The following is a 14817-nucleotide window of genomic DNA, read 5'->3' as shown; positions in this document are numbered from 1 at the left end:
AACAGGGCGCGATAGCAGCGCCCTGTCTGGCAATGACTTTTCCTGTCCCCCCTTTTATTGCCTGCCACGTCACTTAAACTGCCGGAAAATCCCAGGTTAAACGCAGACTTTTCAACTATGCTTTTTTCTCAAGTCTCTGAAAAAGGCCGTAAAAGGATGAGGAAAGCATCATGACGATCTCAAAGCTATGGGTAAGTTCGCTGGCGTTGCTGGCGACGGTGAGTTTACCTCTACAGGCGGCATCGCCCGTGACGGTCGGGTCAAAGATTGATACCGAAGGCGCACTGCTCGGCAACATGATTTTGCAGGTACTGGAAAGCCACGGCGTTAAAACGGTCAATAAAATTCAGCTCGGGACGACGCCAGTCGTTCGTGGCGCGATTACCGCCGGAGAGCTGGATATCTATCCGGAATACACCGGTAACGGGGCGTTCTTTTTTAAAGATGAAAACGATCCGGCATGGAAAAATGCAAAGCAAGGCTTTGAGAAAGTCAAAAAACTGGATGCGGAGCAGAATAAGCTGGTCTGGTTGACGCCTGCGCCGGCAAATAACACCTGGACCATCGCGGTACGCCAGGACATCGCTGAAAAAAATAAACTCTCCTCGCTTGCCGATCTCAGCCGTTATCTGAAAGAGGGCGGCACTTTTAAACTGGCGGCGTCTGCGGAATTTATCGAACGGGCGGATGCGCTGCCGGCATTTGAAAAAGCCTATGATTTTACCTTGAATCAGAACCAGCTCTTGTCGCTGGCGGGCGGCGATACGGCGGTCACGATCAAAGCCGCCGCGCAACAAACATCCGGCGTTAACGCCGCGATGGCGTATGGCACCGACGGCCCGGTCGCCGCGCTGGGTCTGCAAACCCTGAGCGACCCGAAAGGCGTCCAGCCTATCTATGCCCCCGCGCCGGTAGTGCGTGAATCGGTGTTACAGGCCTATCCGCAGATAGCCGACTGTCTGCAGCCTGTTTTCGCCAGCCTTGATGAGAAAACGCTGCAACAGTTGAACGCCAGAATCGCCGTAGAAGGGCTGGATGCGAAAAAAGTCGCCGCAGATTACCTCCGACAAAAAGGGTGGGTGAAGTAATCTGTGAGTGATACTGCCAAAAAAATCACGGTTAATCGTGTGCTGTTGCTGTTGGTTGTTCTGACCTTGCTTGCTGTCGCGCTGCCTTTCATTAATTACGCCCCGAATCGTCTGGTGAGCGGCGAGGGGCGCCAGTTATGGGAGATCTGGCCGGCGACCATCTGGATGCTGACTGGCGCGGGATGCGCGCTGTTTACGCTGTGCTTTGTACCCGGTAAGCGCGGTAGCGTACTGACGTTGATGATGGCGCAGACGCTTTTTATTGTCATGCTGTGGGGAGTCGGCAGGGCGGCGACCCAGTTGGCGCAGGAGGGCAGTCCGCTGGCGCGTACCAGTCTGGGAAGTGGATTGTGGCTGGGCCTCGGTCTGATGCTGCTGGCCTGTAGCGATGCGATCCGCCGTATTACCACTGGGCCGCTGTGGCGCTGGTTGCTGCACGCGCAAATTGTCATTGTCCCGCTGGCGCTGCTGTTTTCAGGCACGTTCGACAACCTCTCGCTTCTGAAAGAGTATACCAATCGCCAGGATGTTTTCGATGCCGCGCTGGTGCAACATTTGATGTTACTGGCGGGCACGGTGCTGCCGGCGCTGGCGATCGGACTACCGTTGGGCGTCTGGTGTTATTTTTCCGCCTCACGCCAGGGGCCGGTGTTTACCGTGCTGAATGTGATCCAGACTATCCCTTCCGTCGCGCTGTTTGGCCTGCTGATTGCGCCGTTGGCCGGGCTGGTGAAACAGTTTCCGTGGCTTGCCGCATTCGGCGTCGCGGGAACCGGCATGACGCCTGCACTGATAGCGCTGGTGCTCTATGCGTTATTGCCGCTGGTGCGCGGCGTGGTCGCCGGGCTCAATCAGGTGCCGCGCGATGTGCTGGAGAGCGCAAGAGCAATGGGAATGAGTAGCGGCCAGCGCTTCAGGCATGTGCAACTGCCGCTGGCGCTGCCGGTCTTTTTACGTAGCCTGCGGGTAGTAATGCTCCAGACAGTGGGAATGGCCGTCGTCGCCGCGCTGATTGGCGCGGGAGGTTTCGGCGCGCTGGTGTTTCAGGGGCTATTGAGCAGCGCCATTGATTTAGTCCTGTTGGGCGTCATTCCGGTGATTGCGCTGGCGGTAGTGATCGACGCGCTGTTTGATTTATGGATCGCGTTTTTGAAGGGAGCAACCGATGATTGAATTTAACCATGTCAGTAAAACCTTCGGCGATCAACAGGCTGTTAGCGACCTCAATTTGCACTTTAGCGAAGGCAGCTTTTCGGTGTTAATTGGCACCTCCGGTTCGGGAAAATCGACCACTCTGAAGATGATTAACCGGCTGGTAGAGCATGATAGCGGAACGATCCGTTTTGCCGGGGAAGAGATCCGCAGCCTGCCGGTGCTTGAACTGCGTCGTCGCATGGGCTATGCCATTCAGTCTATCGGCCTTTTTCCCCACTGGACGGTGGCGCAAAATATCGCCACCGTACCGCAACTACAAAAGTGGTCGCGTGCACGGATTAACGATCGTATTGACGAACTGATGGCATTATTGGGTCTGGAAAGCGCGCTGCGCGATCGCTATCCGCATCAGCTTTCCGGCGGGCAACAGCAGCGGGTCGGCGTTGCGCGGGCGCTGGCTGCCGATCCGCAGGTATTGCTGATGGACGAGCCTTTCGGCGCGCTTGATCCGGTAACGCGCGGCGCATTGCAGCAGGAGATGGCCCGCATTCATCAGCTGCTGGGGCGCACCATCGTACTGGTGACGCACGACATCGACGAGGCGCTACGCCTCGCCGACCATCTGGTGCTGATGGACGGGGGCCACGTTATCCAACAGGGATCGCCGCTTTCTATGCTGACCTCGCCGGAAAATGATTTCGTGCAGGCATTTTTTGGCCGCAGCGAGCTGGGCGTAAGGCTGCTTTCGTTACGTAGCGTAGGCGATTATGTACGTCGGCATGAACAGCTCAGCGGCGACGCGCTGGTGGAAGAGATGACGCTACGCGATGCGCTATCGATGTTTGTCGCCCGTCGGTGCGACGTCCTGCCGGTGGCGAATCAGCAGGGCGAGCCCTGCGGTACGCTCCATTTCCGCGATCTGCTTTCGGAGACGTCCCCCCGTGAAACGACTGTGTGATCCGCTTCTCTGGCTTATTGTTCTGTTCTTGCTTCTGCTGTTTGGATTGCCTTATAGCCAGCCGTTCTTCGCCGCGCTGTTTCCCGATTTACCGCGCCCGGTCTACCAACAGGAGAGTTTTGCCGCCCTCGCGCTCGCCCATTTCTGGTTGGTGGGCATCTCAAGTTTGTTTGCCGTCGTGGTGGGCGTCGGCGCAGGGATTGCGGTCACGCGAGAAAGTGGGAAAGAGTTTCGTCCCCTGGTGGAGACTATCGCCGCCGTCGGGCAGACCTTTCCGCCGGTCGCGGTACTGGCGATCGCGGTACCCGTCATGGGTTTTGGTCAGCAACCGGCCATTATCGCCTTGATCCTGTATGGGGTGTTGCCCATCCTGCAGGCGACCCTGGCCGGGCTGGGCGCGGTGCCTGCCAGCGTGATGAGCGTTGCCAGCGGTATGGGAATGAGCCGTCGCCAACAGTTGTATCAGGTTGAGCTGCCGCTGGCCGCGCCGGTGATTCTGGCGGGCATCCGAACCTCGGTGATTATCAATATTGGTACGGCGACCATCGCTTCAACGGTGGGGGCCAGTACGTTAGGCACGCCGATCATTATCGGGCTTAGCGGCTTTAATACGGCCTATGTTATCCAGGGGGCGCTGCTGGTGGCGCTGGCGGCGATCATTATCGATCGCCTGTTTGAAAGGCTGACGCGCGCGCTTACCCGGCACGCAAAATAAAACTGTAACCTGCCAGCATCACGCCGCCGATACCGCCAATAGCCATCAGCAGGAAAAGGGCGATCACCCCGATTTTCGCTACGCGCATTATGTACTCCTTATGTTAATAAAAGGAGTATACATTAAAGCGAATTTGTTAGCTGCTGTTTAAACGCCAAGGGGATGAATGTCGCGTCCCTGGGCGCGCCATGCCAGGAGTTGCTGCTGCTGCGCCAGCGTCTGGTTTTCTCCGCACCATACCAGTAACGTCTTGCCGTCAAAAAGTTCCGGGCGGAACTGGCTAAGCGAATGCGCCAACACGTCGATTCGCCATCCCTGTTGGCTGGCGACCCAACCTTCCAGCCACAGGCGGGTGGTATCATGGATATTCCAGCCGATCACCAACGCATCTTTTCCCTGTTTCTTACGCGCAGACGCCAGGCAGAGCGCAATATAGTTGATCAGGATACCGTCAAGAATGCCGAGCAGCGCCTGAAGGGCGGGTTGTTGGCACTGTAATCGTCGCCGCAGCGGGACGAACAGGTTAGTGGTCAATGTTTGGGCTGGATAATCCTGACCGCGTTCTTTGACCCATAACCGTAAACTGTGCAGATTACTGCTTTGCAGATAGTGCAGCAGGATCTCCTGCTGTTCGCGCCAGCCGTTAGGTTGTTCGCTACTGTCGCTACTGAGCAGCACTTTGACTTTGCTGACCTGGACGCCGTTATCTATCCAGCGCTTGATTTCGCGGATTCTGTCGATATCGGCATCGTTAAACAGACGATGACCGCCATCCGTTCGCTGTGGTTTTAAAAGTCCATAACGTCTCTGCCACGCGCGCAACGTGACAGGATTGATATCACAAAGCAAAGCCACTTCACCAATTGTGTAAAGCGCCATCGTTTCACCCTTGCTCGCGAGGTCCCAGTTTAACTTTAGACGCTCTTTTAGGAACCAGGAAGTTTTGCCTGTTTTTTATGCATTAAAACGCGAAGTAGCGGGTTGCGGCGCGGCGTTTAAGTGATCGTATTCACGAATTCATATTTTTATGCAACAGTTCAAAGAAAGTTAATCGTACTCAATGTATGTTACGCGCTTTTAATTGAAGTGTGGTTTGCGGGTATGTACGAGTTTAATCTGGTGTTGCTGCTGCTTCAGCAGATGTGCGTGTTTCTGGTCATTGCGTGGCTAATGAGTAAAACGCGCCTGTTCATCCCGCTTATGCAGGTCACGGTTCGTCTGCCGCACAAGCTTCTGTGTTACGTCACGTTTTCTATCTTCTGCATTATGGGCACTTATTTTGGGCTACATATCGAAGATTCGATTGCCAATACCCGCGCGATTGGCGCGGTGATGGGTGGCCTACTCGGCGGGCCGGTCGTCGGCGGGCTGGTCGGCCTGACCGGTGGGTTACATCGGTATTCTATGGGCGGCATGACGGCGCTGAGCTGTATGATTTCCACCATCGTCGAAGGGCTGCTGGGAGGGTTGGTACACAGCGTTCTCATACGTCGCGGACGCCCGGACAAAGTGTTTAGCCCGCTGACGGCGGGAGCAATTACGTGTGTTGCCGAACTGGTGCAGATGCTGATCATTTTACTGATAGCCAGGCCGTTTGACGATGCCCTGCATCTGGTCAGTAATATTGCCGCGCCGATGATGGTGACGAATACCGTTGGCGCCGCGCTGTTCATGCGTATTTTGCTCGATAAGCGCGCCATGTTCGAAAAATATACTTCGGCATTTTCTGCTACCGCGCTGAAGGTCGCCGCGTCAACGGAGGGGATTCTGCGTCAGGGATTTAACGAAGTGAACAGTATGAAGGTGGCGCAGGTGTTATATCAGGAGCTGGATATCGGCGCCGTCTCCATCACCGATCGCGAAAAACTGCTGGCTTTTACTGGTATTGGCGACGATCACCATCTACCGGGCAAACCCATTTCATCAGGTTATACGCTGAAAGCAATTGAAACCGGAGAGGTGGTTTATGCCGATGGCAACGAAGTGCCGTATCGCTGTTCGCTCCACCCGCAGTGTAAACTCGGCTCGACGCTGGTGATCCCGCTGCGTGGCGAAAATCAGCGAGTCATGGGCACCATTAAATTGTACGAAGCGAAAAACCGACTGTTCAGCTCAATTAACCGCACCCTGGGAGAGGGTATTGCGCAGCTTTTATCCGCGCAGATCCTGGCCGGACAGTATGAACGGCAGAAGGCGTTGCTGACGCAGTCAGAGATCAAGCTGTTGCACGCGCAGGTGAATCCGCATTTTCTGTTTAATGCACTCAATACCATTAAAGCGGTGATTCGCCGCGACAGCGAACAGGCCAGCCAACTGGTGCAGTACTTGTCGACCTTTTTTCGCAAAAATTTAAAACGCCCGTCGGAAATCGTCACGCTGGCGGATGAAATTGAACACGTGAACGCTTATCTGCAAATTGAAAAAGCGCGTTTTCAGTCGCGTCTGCAGGTACAGCTTGATGTTCCATCGACGCTTTCACGTCAGAAATTGCCTGCGTTTACGTTACAGCCGATTGTTGAGAACGCCATTAAACATGGCACGTCGCAACTGCTTGATACCGGCAACGTCGCTATTCGCGCCCGGCGCGAAGGGCAGCATTTGATGTTAGATATTGAAGATAATGCGGGACTGTATCAGCCTTCCGCCGGCAGTAGCGGGCTGGGGATGAGTCTGGTGGATAAACGTCTGCGCGAACACTTTGGCGATGATTATGGTATTAGCGTGGCCTGCGAGCCGGACTGTTTTACCCGAATTACATTACGACTTCCACTGGAGGAGGACGCATGATTAAAGTGCTGATTGTGGATGATGAGCCGTTAGCGCGGGAAAATCTGCGGATTTTGCTCCAGGGGCAGGATGACATTGAGATTGTGGGAGAGTGCGCGAACGCGGTAGAAGCGATTGGCGCTGTACATAAGTTGCGACCTGATGTGCTGTGTCTGGATATTCAGATGCCGCGTATCAGTGGACTGGAGATGGTAGGAATGCTTGACCCGGAACACCGCCCGTATATCGTTTTTTTAACCGCGTTTGACGAATACGCCATCAAAGCCTTTGAAGAACACGCTTTTGATTATCTGCTCAAGCCGATAGAGGAGAAACGGCTGGAAAAAACGTTACATCGTCTGCGTCAGGAGCGCAGTAAACAGGATGTTTCGTTGTTGCCGGAAAACCAGCAGGCGCTTAAATTCATTCCCTGTACCGGACACAGCCGGATCTATTTGTTGCAAATGGATGATGTCGCCTTTGTCAGTAGCCGTATGAGCGGCGTTTATGTGACCAGCAGTGAAGGGAAAGAGGGGTTTACCGAGCTGACGCTGCGCACGCTAGAAAGCCGGACGCCGCTACTGCGTTGTCATCGTCAGTTTCTGGTGAATATGGCCCATTTGCAGGAAATTCGGCTGGAGGATAATGGGCAGGCAGAGCTGATTTTACGCAACGGCCTGACGGTGCCGGTAAGCCGTCGCTATCTGAAAAGTGTAAAAGAGGCGATTGGCCTGTAAAAGACTGTTAGAATATCGTTTTGCCATAGAAACGACCGAAGGCCTCATGCTGAGTAACGATATTCTGCGTAGCGTGCGCTACATTTTAAAAGCTAATAATACCGATCTGGCGCGTATCCTGGCGCTGGGTAACGTTGATGCTACGCCGGAGCAGATTGCAATCTGGTTGCGCAAAGAAGAGGAAGAGGGGTTTCAGCGTTGCCCGGATATCGTGTTGTCCTCATTTCTCAATGGCCTCATTTATGAAAAACGCGGCAAAGATGAGGCGGCGCCTGCATTGACGGCGGAACGTCGTATCAACAACAATATTGTGCTGAAAAAGCTGCGTATTGCCTTTTCGCTAAAAACAGATGATATCCTGGCGATACTTACCGGTCAGTTGTTTCGTGTCTCAATGCCAGAGATCACCGCGATGATGCGCGCGCCGGACCATAAGAACTTCCGCGAATGCGGCGATCAGTTTATGCGTTATTTTCTGCGCGGTCTGGCGGCCCGTGAACACGCGGCGAAGTAATTCTGCGGTATTGTTCCCGGCAGCGTCCTGTCTGACCGGGAAAACGCATTATTATACTAATTGATTCTATGATACCCGCTCTCTTCCAACAGTTTCTGCGAGCGAATCATTGACAGATAGTACGCGGAACAGTTGTCAATTGATGATCCTGGCAATTTACAGAGGTCGCTTATTTTTGCCTGGGTAAAATCAATATCCACATATTCCGTAGCATAGCTATCATAATAGTCGATTCGTTCAGTCAAACCCGGCATACCCTGATAAGCTTCGCCGACTTGACTCAGCATTTTTTGTGCTTCTTCTTTATTATTGGCTTTCAGGGTTTTATAAAGTATTTTATGTTCAGATATTTGACGTAAAACGATATCCCCTTTGTAGTAATAGGTTAACTTGATTTCAATACCGTTGAGATTACCTGCATAGCGTTGTGTTTCCTCTGACTCTTTGTTAGCGGCTATCTTCTTGATAAACGCTGTCATGTTATTTTGCTTTTCCTGGGGAGTATCGTTTTTCTGATCGCAGCCAGTTATGCTAACCGATAGAGAGAGCGCGAATAGTGGCAGTGCCATAAGACGTAGAACCTGCATAACAATTCCTTGTCGTTAAGTATTGGTGTGGCCAGGAATTCAGGGATTATAGGCTTTGGCGAGGGGACTTACAGCGAGGCTGTCTTTTTTCGGAATTCATAAAGAAAAGACGCTGCCGAAGCAGCGCCCTGAGCGACTTTATCAGTCGATGCAATACATTATGCCTGCCAGTTATTTCGCTTCTTTAAAACCAGCAGCTTCCAGCAGCGTCTGGGTTTGTTTCATGCTGATACCTTTGCTGGTATCGCCGGACACCATTGTCCCTGAGATTTGCTGTAACGCTTTAAAGTCCACTTTTTCCATATCCACAGAGACGTTTTCCTGGGCATAGGTATCTTCATAGGTTAATTTTTCTTCCACTCCGGCGATATTTTTATATTTCGCGCTCAGCGGATCGAGAATTTTGGCGGTATCTTCTTTCGTTTTAGCGCCTACAGTGGCATAGCTGATTTTACTTTCAGACGTCTGCTTAATGATTTTGTCACCTTTATAGGTGTAAGTAATTGAAATTTCTGTCCCCGCCAGGTTTGCGTTAAAGGTCTTTGATTCTTCTTTATCGCCACAGCCAGCAAGAGAGAACACCAGTACGGAAGCCAAAGCCGCGGACAATAACTTGCCAGAAATTTTCATCTAAAACTCCATTTTATATAATGATTGGGCTTTTAAAATAATTTCAATGAATTAATTTAACCCAATAATAGCAATGTATCAGGGAGAGATAGAATATGACTTTTAGCCGTTATTTAGCAGTCCGGATATGGAGTCTTAGCGCTATTGCTTATTAAGGAAAAAGTTAAAACACGCGGATGGGGTGATATGCCAGTCAGGATTAAGCGGTTAAAAAAGCCGGAGCATGCTCCGGCTTGTTGCTTATTTCACCTGTTGGCCAGGCTTCGCGCCGTCATCAGGGCTTAACAGGAAGATATCTTTCCCGCCAGGTCCTGCGGCCATCACCATTCCCTCGGAGACGCCAAAGCGCATTTTACGCGGCGCGAGGTTGGCGACCATTACCGTCTGGCGGCCAATCAGCGCCTGCGGGTCCGGGTAGGCGGAACGAATGCCGGAGAAGACGTTACGCTTCTCGCCGCCCAGATCCAGCGTCAGACGCAGCAATTTGTCGGAGCCTTCCACGAACTCGGCGTTTTCAATCAATGCTACGCGCAGGTCAATTTTGACGAAATCGTCAAAGGTGATGGTTTCCTGAATCGGGAAGTCGGCTAACGGGCCTGTAACCGGCGCGGCTGCGGCTTTCACCTCTTCTTTAGACGCTTCAACCAACGCTTCAACTTGCTTCATGTCGATGCGATTGTAGAGCGCCTTAAAGGTGTTGACCTTGTGACCGAGCAGCGGCTGTTCGATGGCATCCCAGTTCAACTCACTGTTCAGGAAGGCTTCAACGCGTTCAGAAAGCGTCGGCAGTACCGGTTTCAGATACGTCATCAGCACGCGGAACAGGTTGATGCCCATTGAGCAAATGGCCTGCAGGTCCGCGTCGCGGCCTTCTTGTTTAGCCACCACCCACGGCGCTTGCTCGTCAACATAACGGTTAGCGATGTCGGCCAGCGCCATAATCTCACGGATAGCTTTACCGAATTCACGGCTTTCCCATGCTTCGCCAATCACCGCAGCGGCGTCAGTAAAGGTTTTATACAATTGCGGATCGGCCAGTTCAGCCGCCAGCACGCCGTCGAAACGCTTATTGATAAAACCGGCGTTACGGGATGCCAGGTTGACTACTTTATTGACGATATCGGCATTGACGCGCTGGACAAAGTCTTCCAGGTTCAGGTCGATGTCATCAATGCGTGAAGAAAGCTTCGCGGTGTAGTAGTAGCGCAGGCTGTCGGCGTCAAAGTGTTTCAGCCAGGTGCTGGCCTTAATAAAGGTGCCGCGAGACTTAGACATCTTCGCGCCGTTCACCGTCACGTAACCGTGAACGAACAGGTTGGTCGGCTTACGGAAGTGGCTGCCTTCCAGCATGGCAGGCCAGAACAGGCTGTGGAAATAGACGATGTCTTTGCCGATAAAGTGGTACAGCTCGGCATCGGAGTCTTTTTTCCAGTACTCATCAAAACTGGTCGTGTCACCGCGCTTATCGCACAGATTTTTGAAGGAGCCCATATAGCCAATCGGCGCGTCCAGCCAGACGTAGAAATATTTGCCCGGCGCGTTCGGGATTTCGAAACCAAAATACGGCGCGTCGCGGGAAATGTCCCACTGTTGCAGGCCGGATTCAAACCACTCCTGCATTTTGTTCGCCACCTGCTCCTGCAGCGCGCCGCTGCGGGTCCACGCCTGCAACATTTCGCTGAATGACGGCAGGTCAAAGAAAAAGTGCTCGGAGTCACGCATTACCGGCGTCGCGCCGGACACCACGGATTTCGGTTCGATAAGTTCGGTCGGGCTGTAGGTCGCGCCGCACACTTCACAGTTATCGCCGTACTGGTCTGCGGATTTACATTTCGGGCAGGTGCCTTTCACAAATCGGTCCGGCAGGAACATGCCTTTTTCCGGATCGTAGAGTTGAGAGATGGTGCGGTTCTTAATAAAACCGTTCTCTTTCAGGCGCGTATAAATCAGCTCGGACAGCTCGCGATTCTCGTCGCTGTGCGTTGAGTGGTAGTTGTCGTAGCTAATATTAAAACCGGCGAAATCGGTCTGGTGCTCCTGGCTCATTTCACCGATCATTTGCTCCGGTGTAATACCAAGCTGCTGCGCTTTCAGCATGATCGGCGTGCCATGAGCGTCATCGGCACAGATGAAGTTAACCTCATGGCCGCGCATTCGCTGGTAACGGACCCAGACATCAGCCTGGATGTGCTCCAGCATATGGCCGAGGTGGATAGAGCCGTTGGCGTACGGCAGCGCGCACGTTACCAGAATTTTCTTCGCGACTTGAGTCATAGTGGGTATTACTTCTTCTGTTGTAAAAAAGGGCTTTGATAGTACCAAAATGGTAATTACTGCGCCAATCGATAAGGGCATTTATCCGTAAATGAATAATTGTTACCGCTGGAGTAAACTACAAAGTTACAATCGTATTTTTCAGAACTACAAAAGGAGTCGGGATGAACGAACAATCCCAGGCCAAATCACCAGATACCCTGCGAGCGATGGTCGCCGGGACGCTGGCGAATTTTCAGCACCCAACCCTGAAGCATAACCTCACCACGCTTAAGGCGTTGCACCACGTCGCCTGGATGGATGATACGCTGCACGTTGAGCTGGTCATGCCGTTCGTCTGGAACAGCGCGTTTGAGGTATTAAAAGAGCAATGCAGCGCCGATCTGTTACGTATTACGGGCGCAAAAGCGATCGACTGGAAACTGTCGTACAACATTGCGACGCTGAAACGCGTCAAAAATCAGCCTGGCATTAATGGCGTGAAAAACATCATTGCCGTGAGCTCCGGTAAAGGCGGGGTGGGTAAATCGTCCACGGCGGTAAACCTGGCGCTGGCGTTAGCGGCTGAAGGCGCAAAGGTCGGGGTTCTCGATGCCGATATTTACGGTCCGTCGATCCCAACCATGCTTGGCGCAGAAGATCAGCGCCCAACATCGCCAGACGGTACGCATATGGCGCCGATTATGTCTCACGGCCTGGCGACCAACTCGATCGGCTATCTGGTGACTGACGATAACGCGATGGTATGGCGCGGCCCAATGGCCAGTAAGGCGCTGATGCAGATGTTACAGGAGACGCTGTGGCCGGATCTGGATTATCTGGTACTGGATATGCCGCCGGGAACCGGGGATATTCAGCTAACGCTGGCGCAGAACATTCCTGTTACCGGCGCGGTGGTGGTGACTACGCCGCAGGATATCGCGCTAATCGACGCCAAAAAAGGTATCGTGATGTTCGAGAAGGTGGAAGTGCCGGTGCTCGGCATTGTGGAAAATATGAGTATGCATATTTGTAGCAACTGCGGCCATCACGAACCGATCTTCGGCACGGGCGGCGCGCAGAAGCTGGCGGAAAAATACCATACTCAGCTTCTGGGTCAGATGCCGCTGCATATTAGTCTGCGTGAAGATCTCGATCGCGGTACGCCGACGGTGGTTAGCCGTCCGGAGAGCGAATTTACCGCGATCTATCGCGAACTGGCCGATCGCGTTGCGGCACAGCTTTACTGGCAGGGTGAAGTGATTCCGGGAGAAATCGCCTTCCGCGCGGTGTAATCCTCCTGACGTATTCCAAAGAGAATATGACATTCACTGCATTAATATATATTGATGCAGTGAATGTATTAATAAAATAATAGCCCCCGCATTGTTAATTCCTGCTTAAACAGACAGGTGTTTATCTGAAATAATCGGCAAAAACATTATTTGAATTGATCATACCTATCCTACTGATTTATTTTTTCAATTGGTTTTAAGGTATCGATACGTTCATACTGCTCATCAGGACGGCCTGCATACTGTTTGACGTTCACCAGAGGAACAATTACTCACTATGAAAAAATATTTGCTGATGGGAATTATAGTTTCGGCTTATGGGATAAGCGTACCTGTTTTTGCCTCCGACACCGCAACATTAACCATCAGTGGAAAAGTGACCGCGCCAACGTGCAGTACAGAAGTGGTAAACGCACAGTTGCAGCAGCGTTGCGGCAACACTATCCACGTTTCAACTCTGCAAACACCCGCCGCTACGCCGATGAGAGGTGTGACAACGCAGCTATACACGGTGCCTGGTGATAGCACCCGACAGATTGTTGTTAATCATTACGACTAATTCTTATTAATTCCGCAGGCCCATATCATTGATATCAATGATATGGGCTTTTTTATTTGTTGTGTTTATATTTAAGGGCAGTAAATTTCGGAAATTAATAAGTTTACAAAATAATGATAAGCAATGATTATTTGTTGCAATTATATTGCAATCTGTAAATTGTTTTAAATCAACAAAACATCTTGTTTACATTGCGATAACTTCCTGTCTATGAGAATTTTCGTTGCAAGGGTTAATAACTCTTAACAAATAGAAATTACTTCATTAAGGAAGAGATTATGAAACGTTCACTTATTGCTGCTTCTGTATTGTCTGCTGTATTTATGAGCGCTGGGGTTTTTGCTGCTGATGAGTATGATTCAGGCGCTCTGAATATTAACGGAAAGGTGGTTGGTACTACCTGCCAATTTTTGGGTACGAACACCGCTGAAATTAGACTGAATGAAATTGGTGCGGATAAAATAATTAATTTAACCCCGGGTCAGATTTATGACGCAGTAACTAATCAAACTCAGATGCCGTTGAAAATAAAATGTCAACAGGGTGTAGCGCCGCGTATTACCTTCTCTTCAACGCAATTTGACAGCCGCGATATCACATTTAACAACGGGTCTGCCAAAGGTGTCGGTTTTGCGGTTTACTACGGAAGTACGGATAATCAGATTGATCCAGAGACGGGGGTGACACTAGATCCAAATAGCAGCGGTGAATACGACCTGACTTTTTTAGCACGCTATGCGCGTTTAGACGGTGATGTTGCTTCTGGTGATGTTAGCTCAACACTGACTTTAACGGTTGTTACTGACTAATTTATTCAACCGGCGGCGTTCGTCGCCGGTTTTTTATAAGCAAGGCCGTGTAAATATGAAAATATTATCTGCAGTATTATTATCTGCCATAATTTTGCCTGCGCATGCTGGTATTGTTATTTATGGTACGCGTGTGATTTACCCGGCAGAGAAGAAAGAAGTCGTTGTACAATTGGTGAATCAGGGCGAGCAAGCTTCGCTGGTACAGTCCTGGATTGATGACGGTAACACTTCATTACCGCCAGAAAAAATTCAGGTGCCATTTATGCTGATGCCGCCAGTGGCGCGCGTTGCCGCTGAGTCTGGTCAGCAGATCAAAATCAAGAAAATGCCTAATAGCTTACCGGACAACAAAGAAAGTCTGTTTTATCTGAATGTGCTTGATATTCCACCAAACAGCCAGGAAAACGCCGGTAAAAATGTGCTTAAATTCGCAATGCAGAATCGAATAAAATTAATATGGCGCCCCAGTCGAATTGCCGCCGTAACCAAAGACAGTTTTCAGCGGATTGGTTTATTTCGCAGTAATAAAACTGTCATCATGAAAAATGATACTGCAAACTGGATTACCGTGACGGATGTAAAAGCAGGAAATACTAAGATTAATGATCAAACTATCATGCTGCCACCGCTATCGACGCAAAATATTAACATGAAATATGCGTCAACAAGCCAGTATGAAGTAACAATTATTGATGATAATGGTAACTATATTAGTAGCAAAATCAATGTAAAATAAACAGGAGTTCAT

General features: G+C 51.2%; 16 protein-coding genes. 11 read left to right on the top strand and 5 right to left on the bottom strand.

Annotated features, from left to right (window positions below; all coding sequences use genetic code 11):
* Nucleotides 1-170 precede the first annotated feature (170 nt).
* Genes ACFK9X_RS15565 through ACFK9X_RS15550 form a run of 4 tightly spaced genes read left to right on the top strand, consistent with a single transcriptional unit; the run spans nt 171 to nt 3916 of the window.
* Nucleotides 171-1088 carry an ABC transporter substrate-binding protein gene (locus ACFK9X_RS15565; RefSeq protein ID WP_151116956.1) on the top strand — a complete coding sequence of 306 codons (918 nt, stop codon included), beginning with the start codon at nt 171-173 and terminating at the stop codon, nt 1086-1088.
* Between the two features lie 3 nt (nt 1089-1091).
* Nucleotides 1092-2261, top strand: coding sequence for an ABC transporter permease (locus ACFK9X_RS15560; protein ID WP_151116954.1), 1170 nt, complete (start codon nt 1092-1094; stop codon nt 2259-2261).
* A complete protein-coding gene (locus ACFK9X_RS15555; protein ID WP_086811969.1) occupies nt 2254-3201 on the top strand; it encodes an ABC transporter ATP-binding protein in 948 nt (315 codons plus the stop codon). Before ACFK9X_RS15560 ends, ACFK9X_RS15555 begins: the two co-directional genes overlap by 8 nt.
* Entirely contained in the window at nt 3185-3916 is a 732-nt protein-coding gene (locus ACFK9X_RS15550) for an ABC transporter permease (protein ID WP_000824854.1), read from the top strand. Before ACFK9X_RS15555 ends, ACFK9X_RS15550 begins: the two co-directional genes overlap by 17 nt.
* Here the strand turns inward: ACFK9X_RS15550 and ACFK9X_RS15545 are convergent.
* Together ACFK9X_RS15545 and mlrA are read right to left on the bottom strand one after the other, a co-directional pair.
* Nucleotides 3897-4004: a protein YohO gene (locus ACFK9X_RS15545; RefSeq protein WP_001261696.1), complete on the bottom strand. Its 108-nt coding sequence runs from the start codon at nt 4002-4004 to the stop codon at nt 3897-3899. The two genes, ACFK9X_RS15550 and ACFK9X_RS15545, sit on opposite strands and share 20 nt — an antisense overlap.
* A gap of 59 nt (nt 4005-4063) precedes the next feature.
* Nucleotides 4064-4795, bottom strand: a complete 732-nt coding sequence (gene mlrA / locus ACFK9X_RS15540; RefSeq protein ID WP_001240418.1) for an HTH-type transcriptional regulator MlrA — start codon at nt 4793-4795, stop codon at nt 4064-4066.
* Between the two features lie 222 nt (nt 4796-5017).
* Between mlrA and ACFK9X_RS15535 the strand changes: the two genes are divergently transcribed.
* The 3 genes from ACFK9X_RS15535 to ACFK9X_RS15525 are packed head-to-tail and all read left to right on the top strand — an operon-like array spanning nt 5018 to nt 7933.
* On the top strand, nt 5018-6703 hold the full coding sequence (locus tag ACFK9X_RS15535) for a sensor histidine kinase (protein WP_151116952.1): 1686 nt from the start codon (nt 5018-5020) through the stop codon (nt 6701-6703).
* Nucleotides 6700-7419, top strand: a complete 720-nt coding sequence (gene btsR / locus ACFK9X_RS15530) for a two-component system response regulator BtsR (protein WP_151116950.1) — start codon at nt 6700-6702, stop codon at nt 7417-7419. The genes ACFK9X_RS15535 and btsR overlap by 4 nt, the downstream gene beginning before the upstream one ends.
* Before the next feature lie 46 nt (nt 7420-7465).
* Entirely contained in the window at nt 7466-7933 is a 468-nt protein-coding gene (locus tag ACFK9X_RS15525; protein WP_000950413.1) for a DUF1456 family protein, read from the top strand.
* A 56-nt stretch (nt 7934-7989) separates the two neighbouring features.
* Here ACFK9X_RS15525 and ACFK9X_RS15520 read toward each other — a convergent pair whose 3' ends face one another.
* The 3 genes from ACFK9X_RS15520 to metG form a co-directional block, all read right to left on the bottom strand.
* Nucleotides 7990-8520, bottom strand: a complete 531-nt coding sequence (locus ACFK9X_RS15520; RefSeq protein ID WP_151116947.1) for a YehR family lipoprotein — start codon at nt 8518-8520, stop codon at nt 7990-7992.
* Between the two features lie 171 nt (nt 8521-8691).
* Nucleotides 8692-9150, bottom strand: coding sequence for a YehR family lipoprotein (locus ACFK9X_RS15515; RefSeq protein WP_151116945.1), 459 nt, complete (start codon nt 9148-9150; stop codon nt 8692-8694).
* A gap of 240 nt (nt 9151-9390) precedes the next feature.
* On the bottom strand, nt 9391-11424 hold the full coding sequence (gene metG, locus ACFK9X_RS15510; RefSeq protein ID WP_021294257.1) for a methionine--tRNA ligase: 2034 nt from the start codon (nt 11422-11424) through the stop codon (nt 9391-9393).
* Between the two features lie 164 nt (nt 11425-11588).
* On the opposite strand from metG, the gene apbC reads away from it, so the two are divergent.
* The 4 genes from apbC to stcB all read left to right on the top strand — a co-directional run bounded on the left by apbC (nt 11589) and on the right by stcB (nt 14805).
* Entirely contained in the window at nt 11589-12698 is a 1110-nt protein-coding gene (gene apbC / locus ACFK9X_RS15505) for an iron-sulfur cluster carrier protein ApbC (RefSeq protein ID WP_001005424.1), read from the top strand.
* A gap of 277 nt (nt 12699-12975) precedes the next feature.
* The gene (locus tag ACFK9X_RS15500) at nt 12976-13257 is read left to right on the top strand and encodes a YehE family protein (protein WP_000760404.1); all 282 of its coding nucleotides are present in this window, start codon (nt 12976-12978) and stop codon (nt 13255-13257) included.
* 278 nt (nt 13258-13535) lie between these two features.
* Nucleotides 13536-14066 carry a fimbrial protein YehD gene (gene yehD / locus ACFK9X_RS15495; protein WP_151116943.1) on the top strand — a complete coding sequence of 177 codons (531 nt, stop codon included), beginning with the start codon at nt 13536-13538 and terminating at the stop codon, nt 14064-14066.
* 55 nt (nt 14067-14121) lie between these two features.
* Nucleotides 14122-14805, top strand: coding sequence for a fimbrial biogenesis chaperone StcB (gene stcB / locus ACFK9X_RS15490; RefSeq protein ID WP_151116941.1), 684 nt, complete (start codon nt 14122-14124; stop codon nt 14803-14805).
* Nucleotides 14806-14817: the final 12 nt, after the last annotated feature.

Source organism: Salmonella sp. WC3, assembly GCF_042932255.1.
GTDB lineage: Bacteria > Pseudomonadota > Gammaproteobacteria > Enterobacterales > Enterobacteriaceae > Salmonella > Salmonella enterica.
Note: the sequence above shows the minus strand (reverse complement) of the source record. Positions and strands in the feature narration are given on the sequence as shown.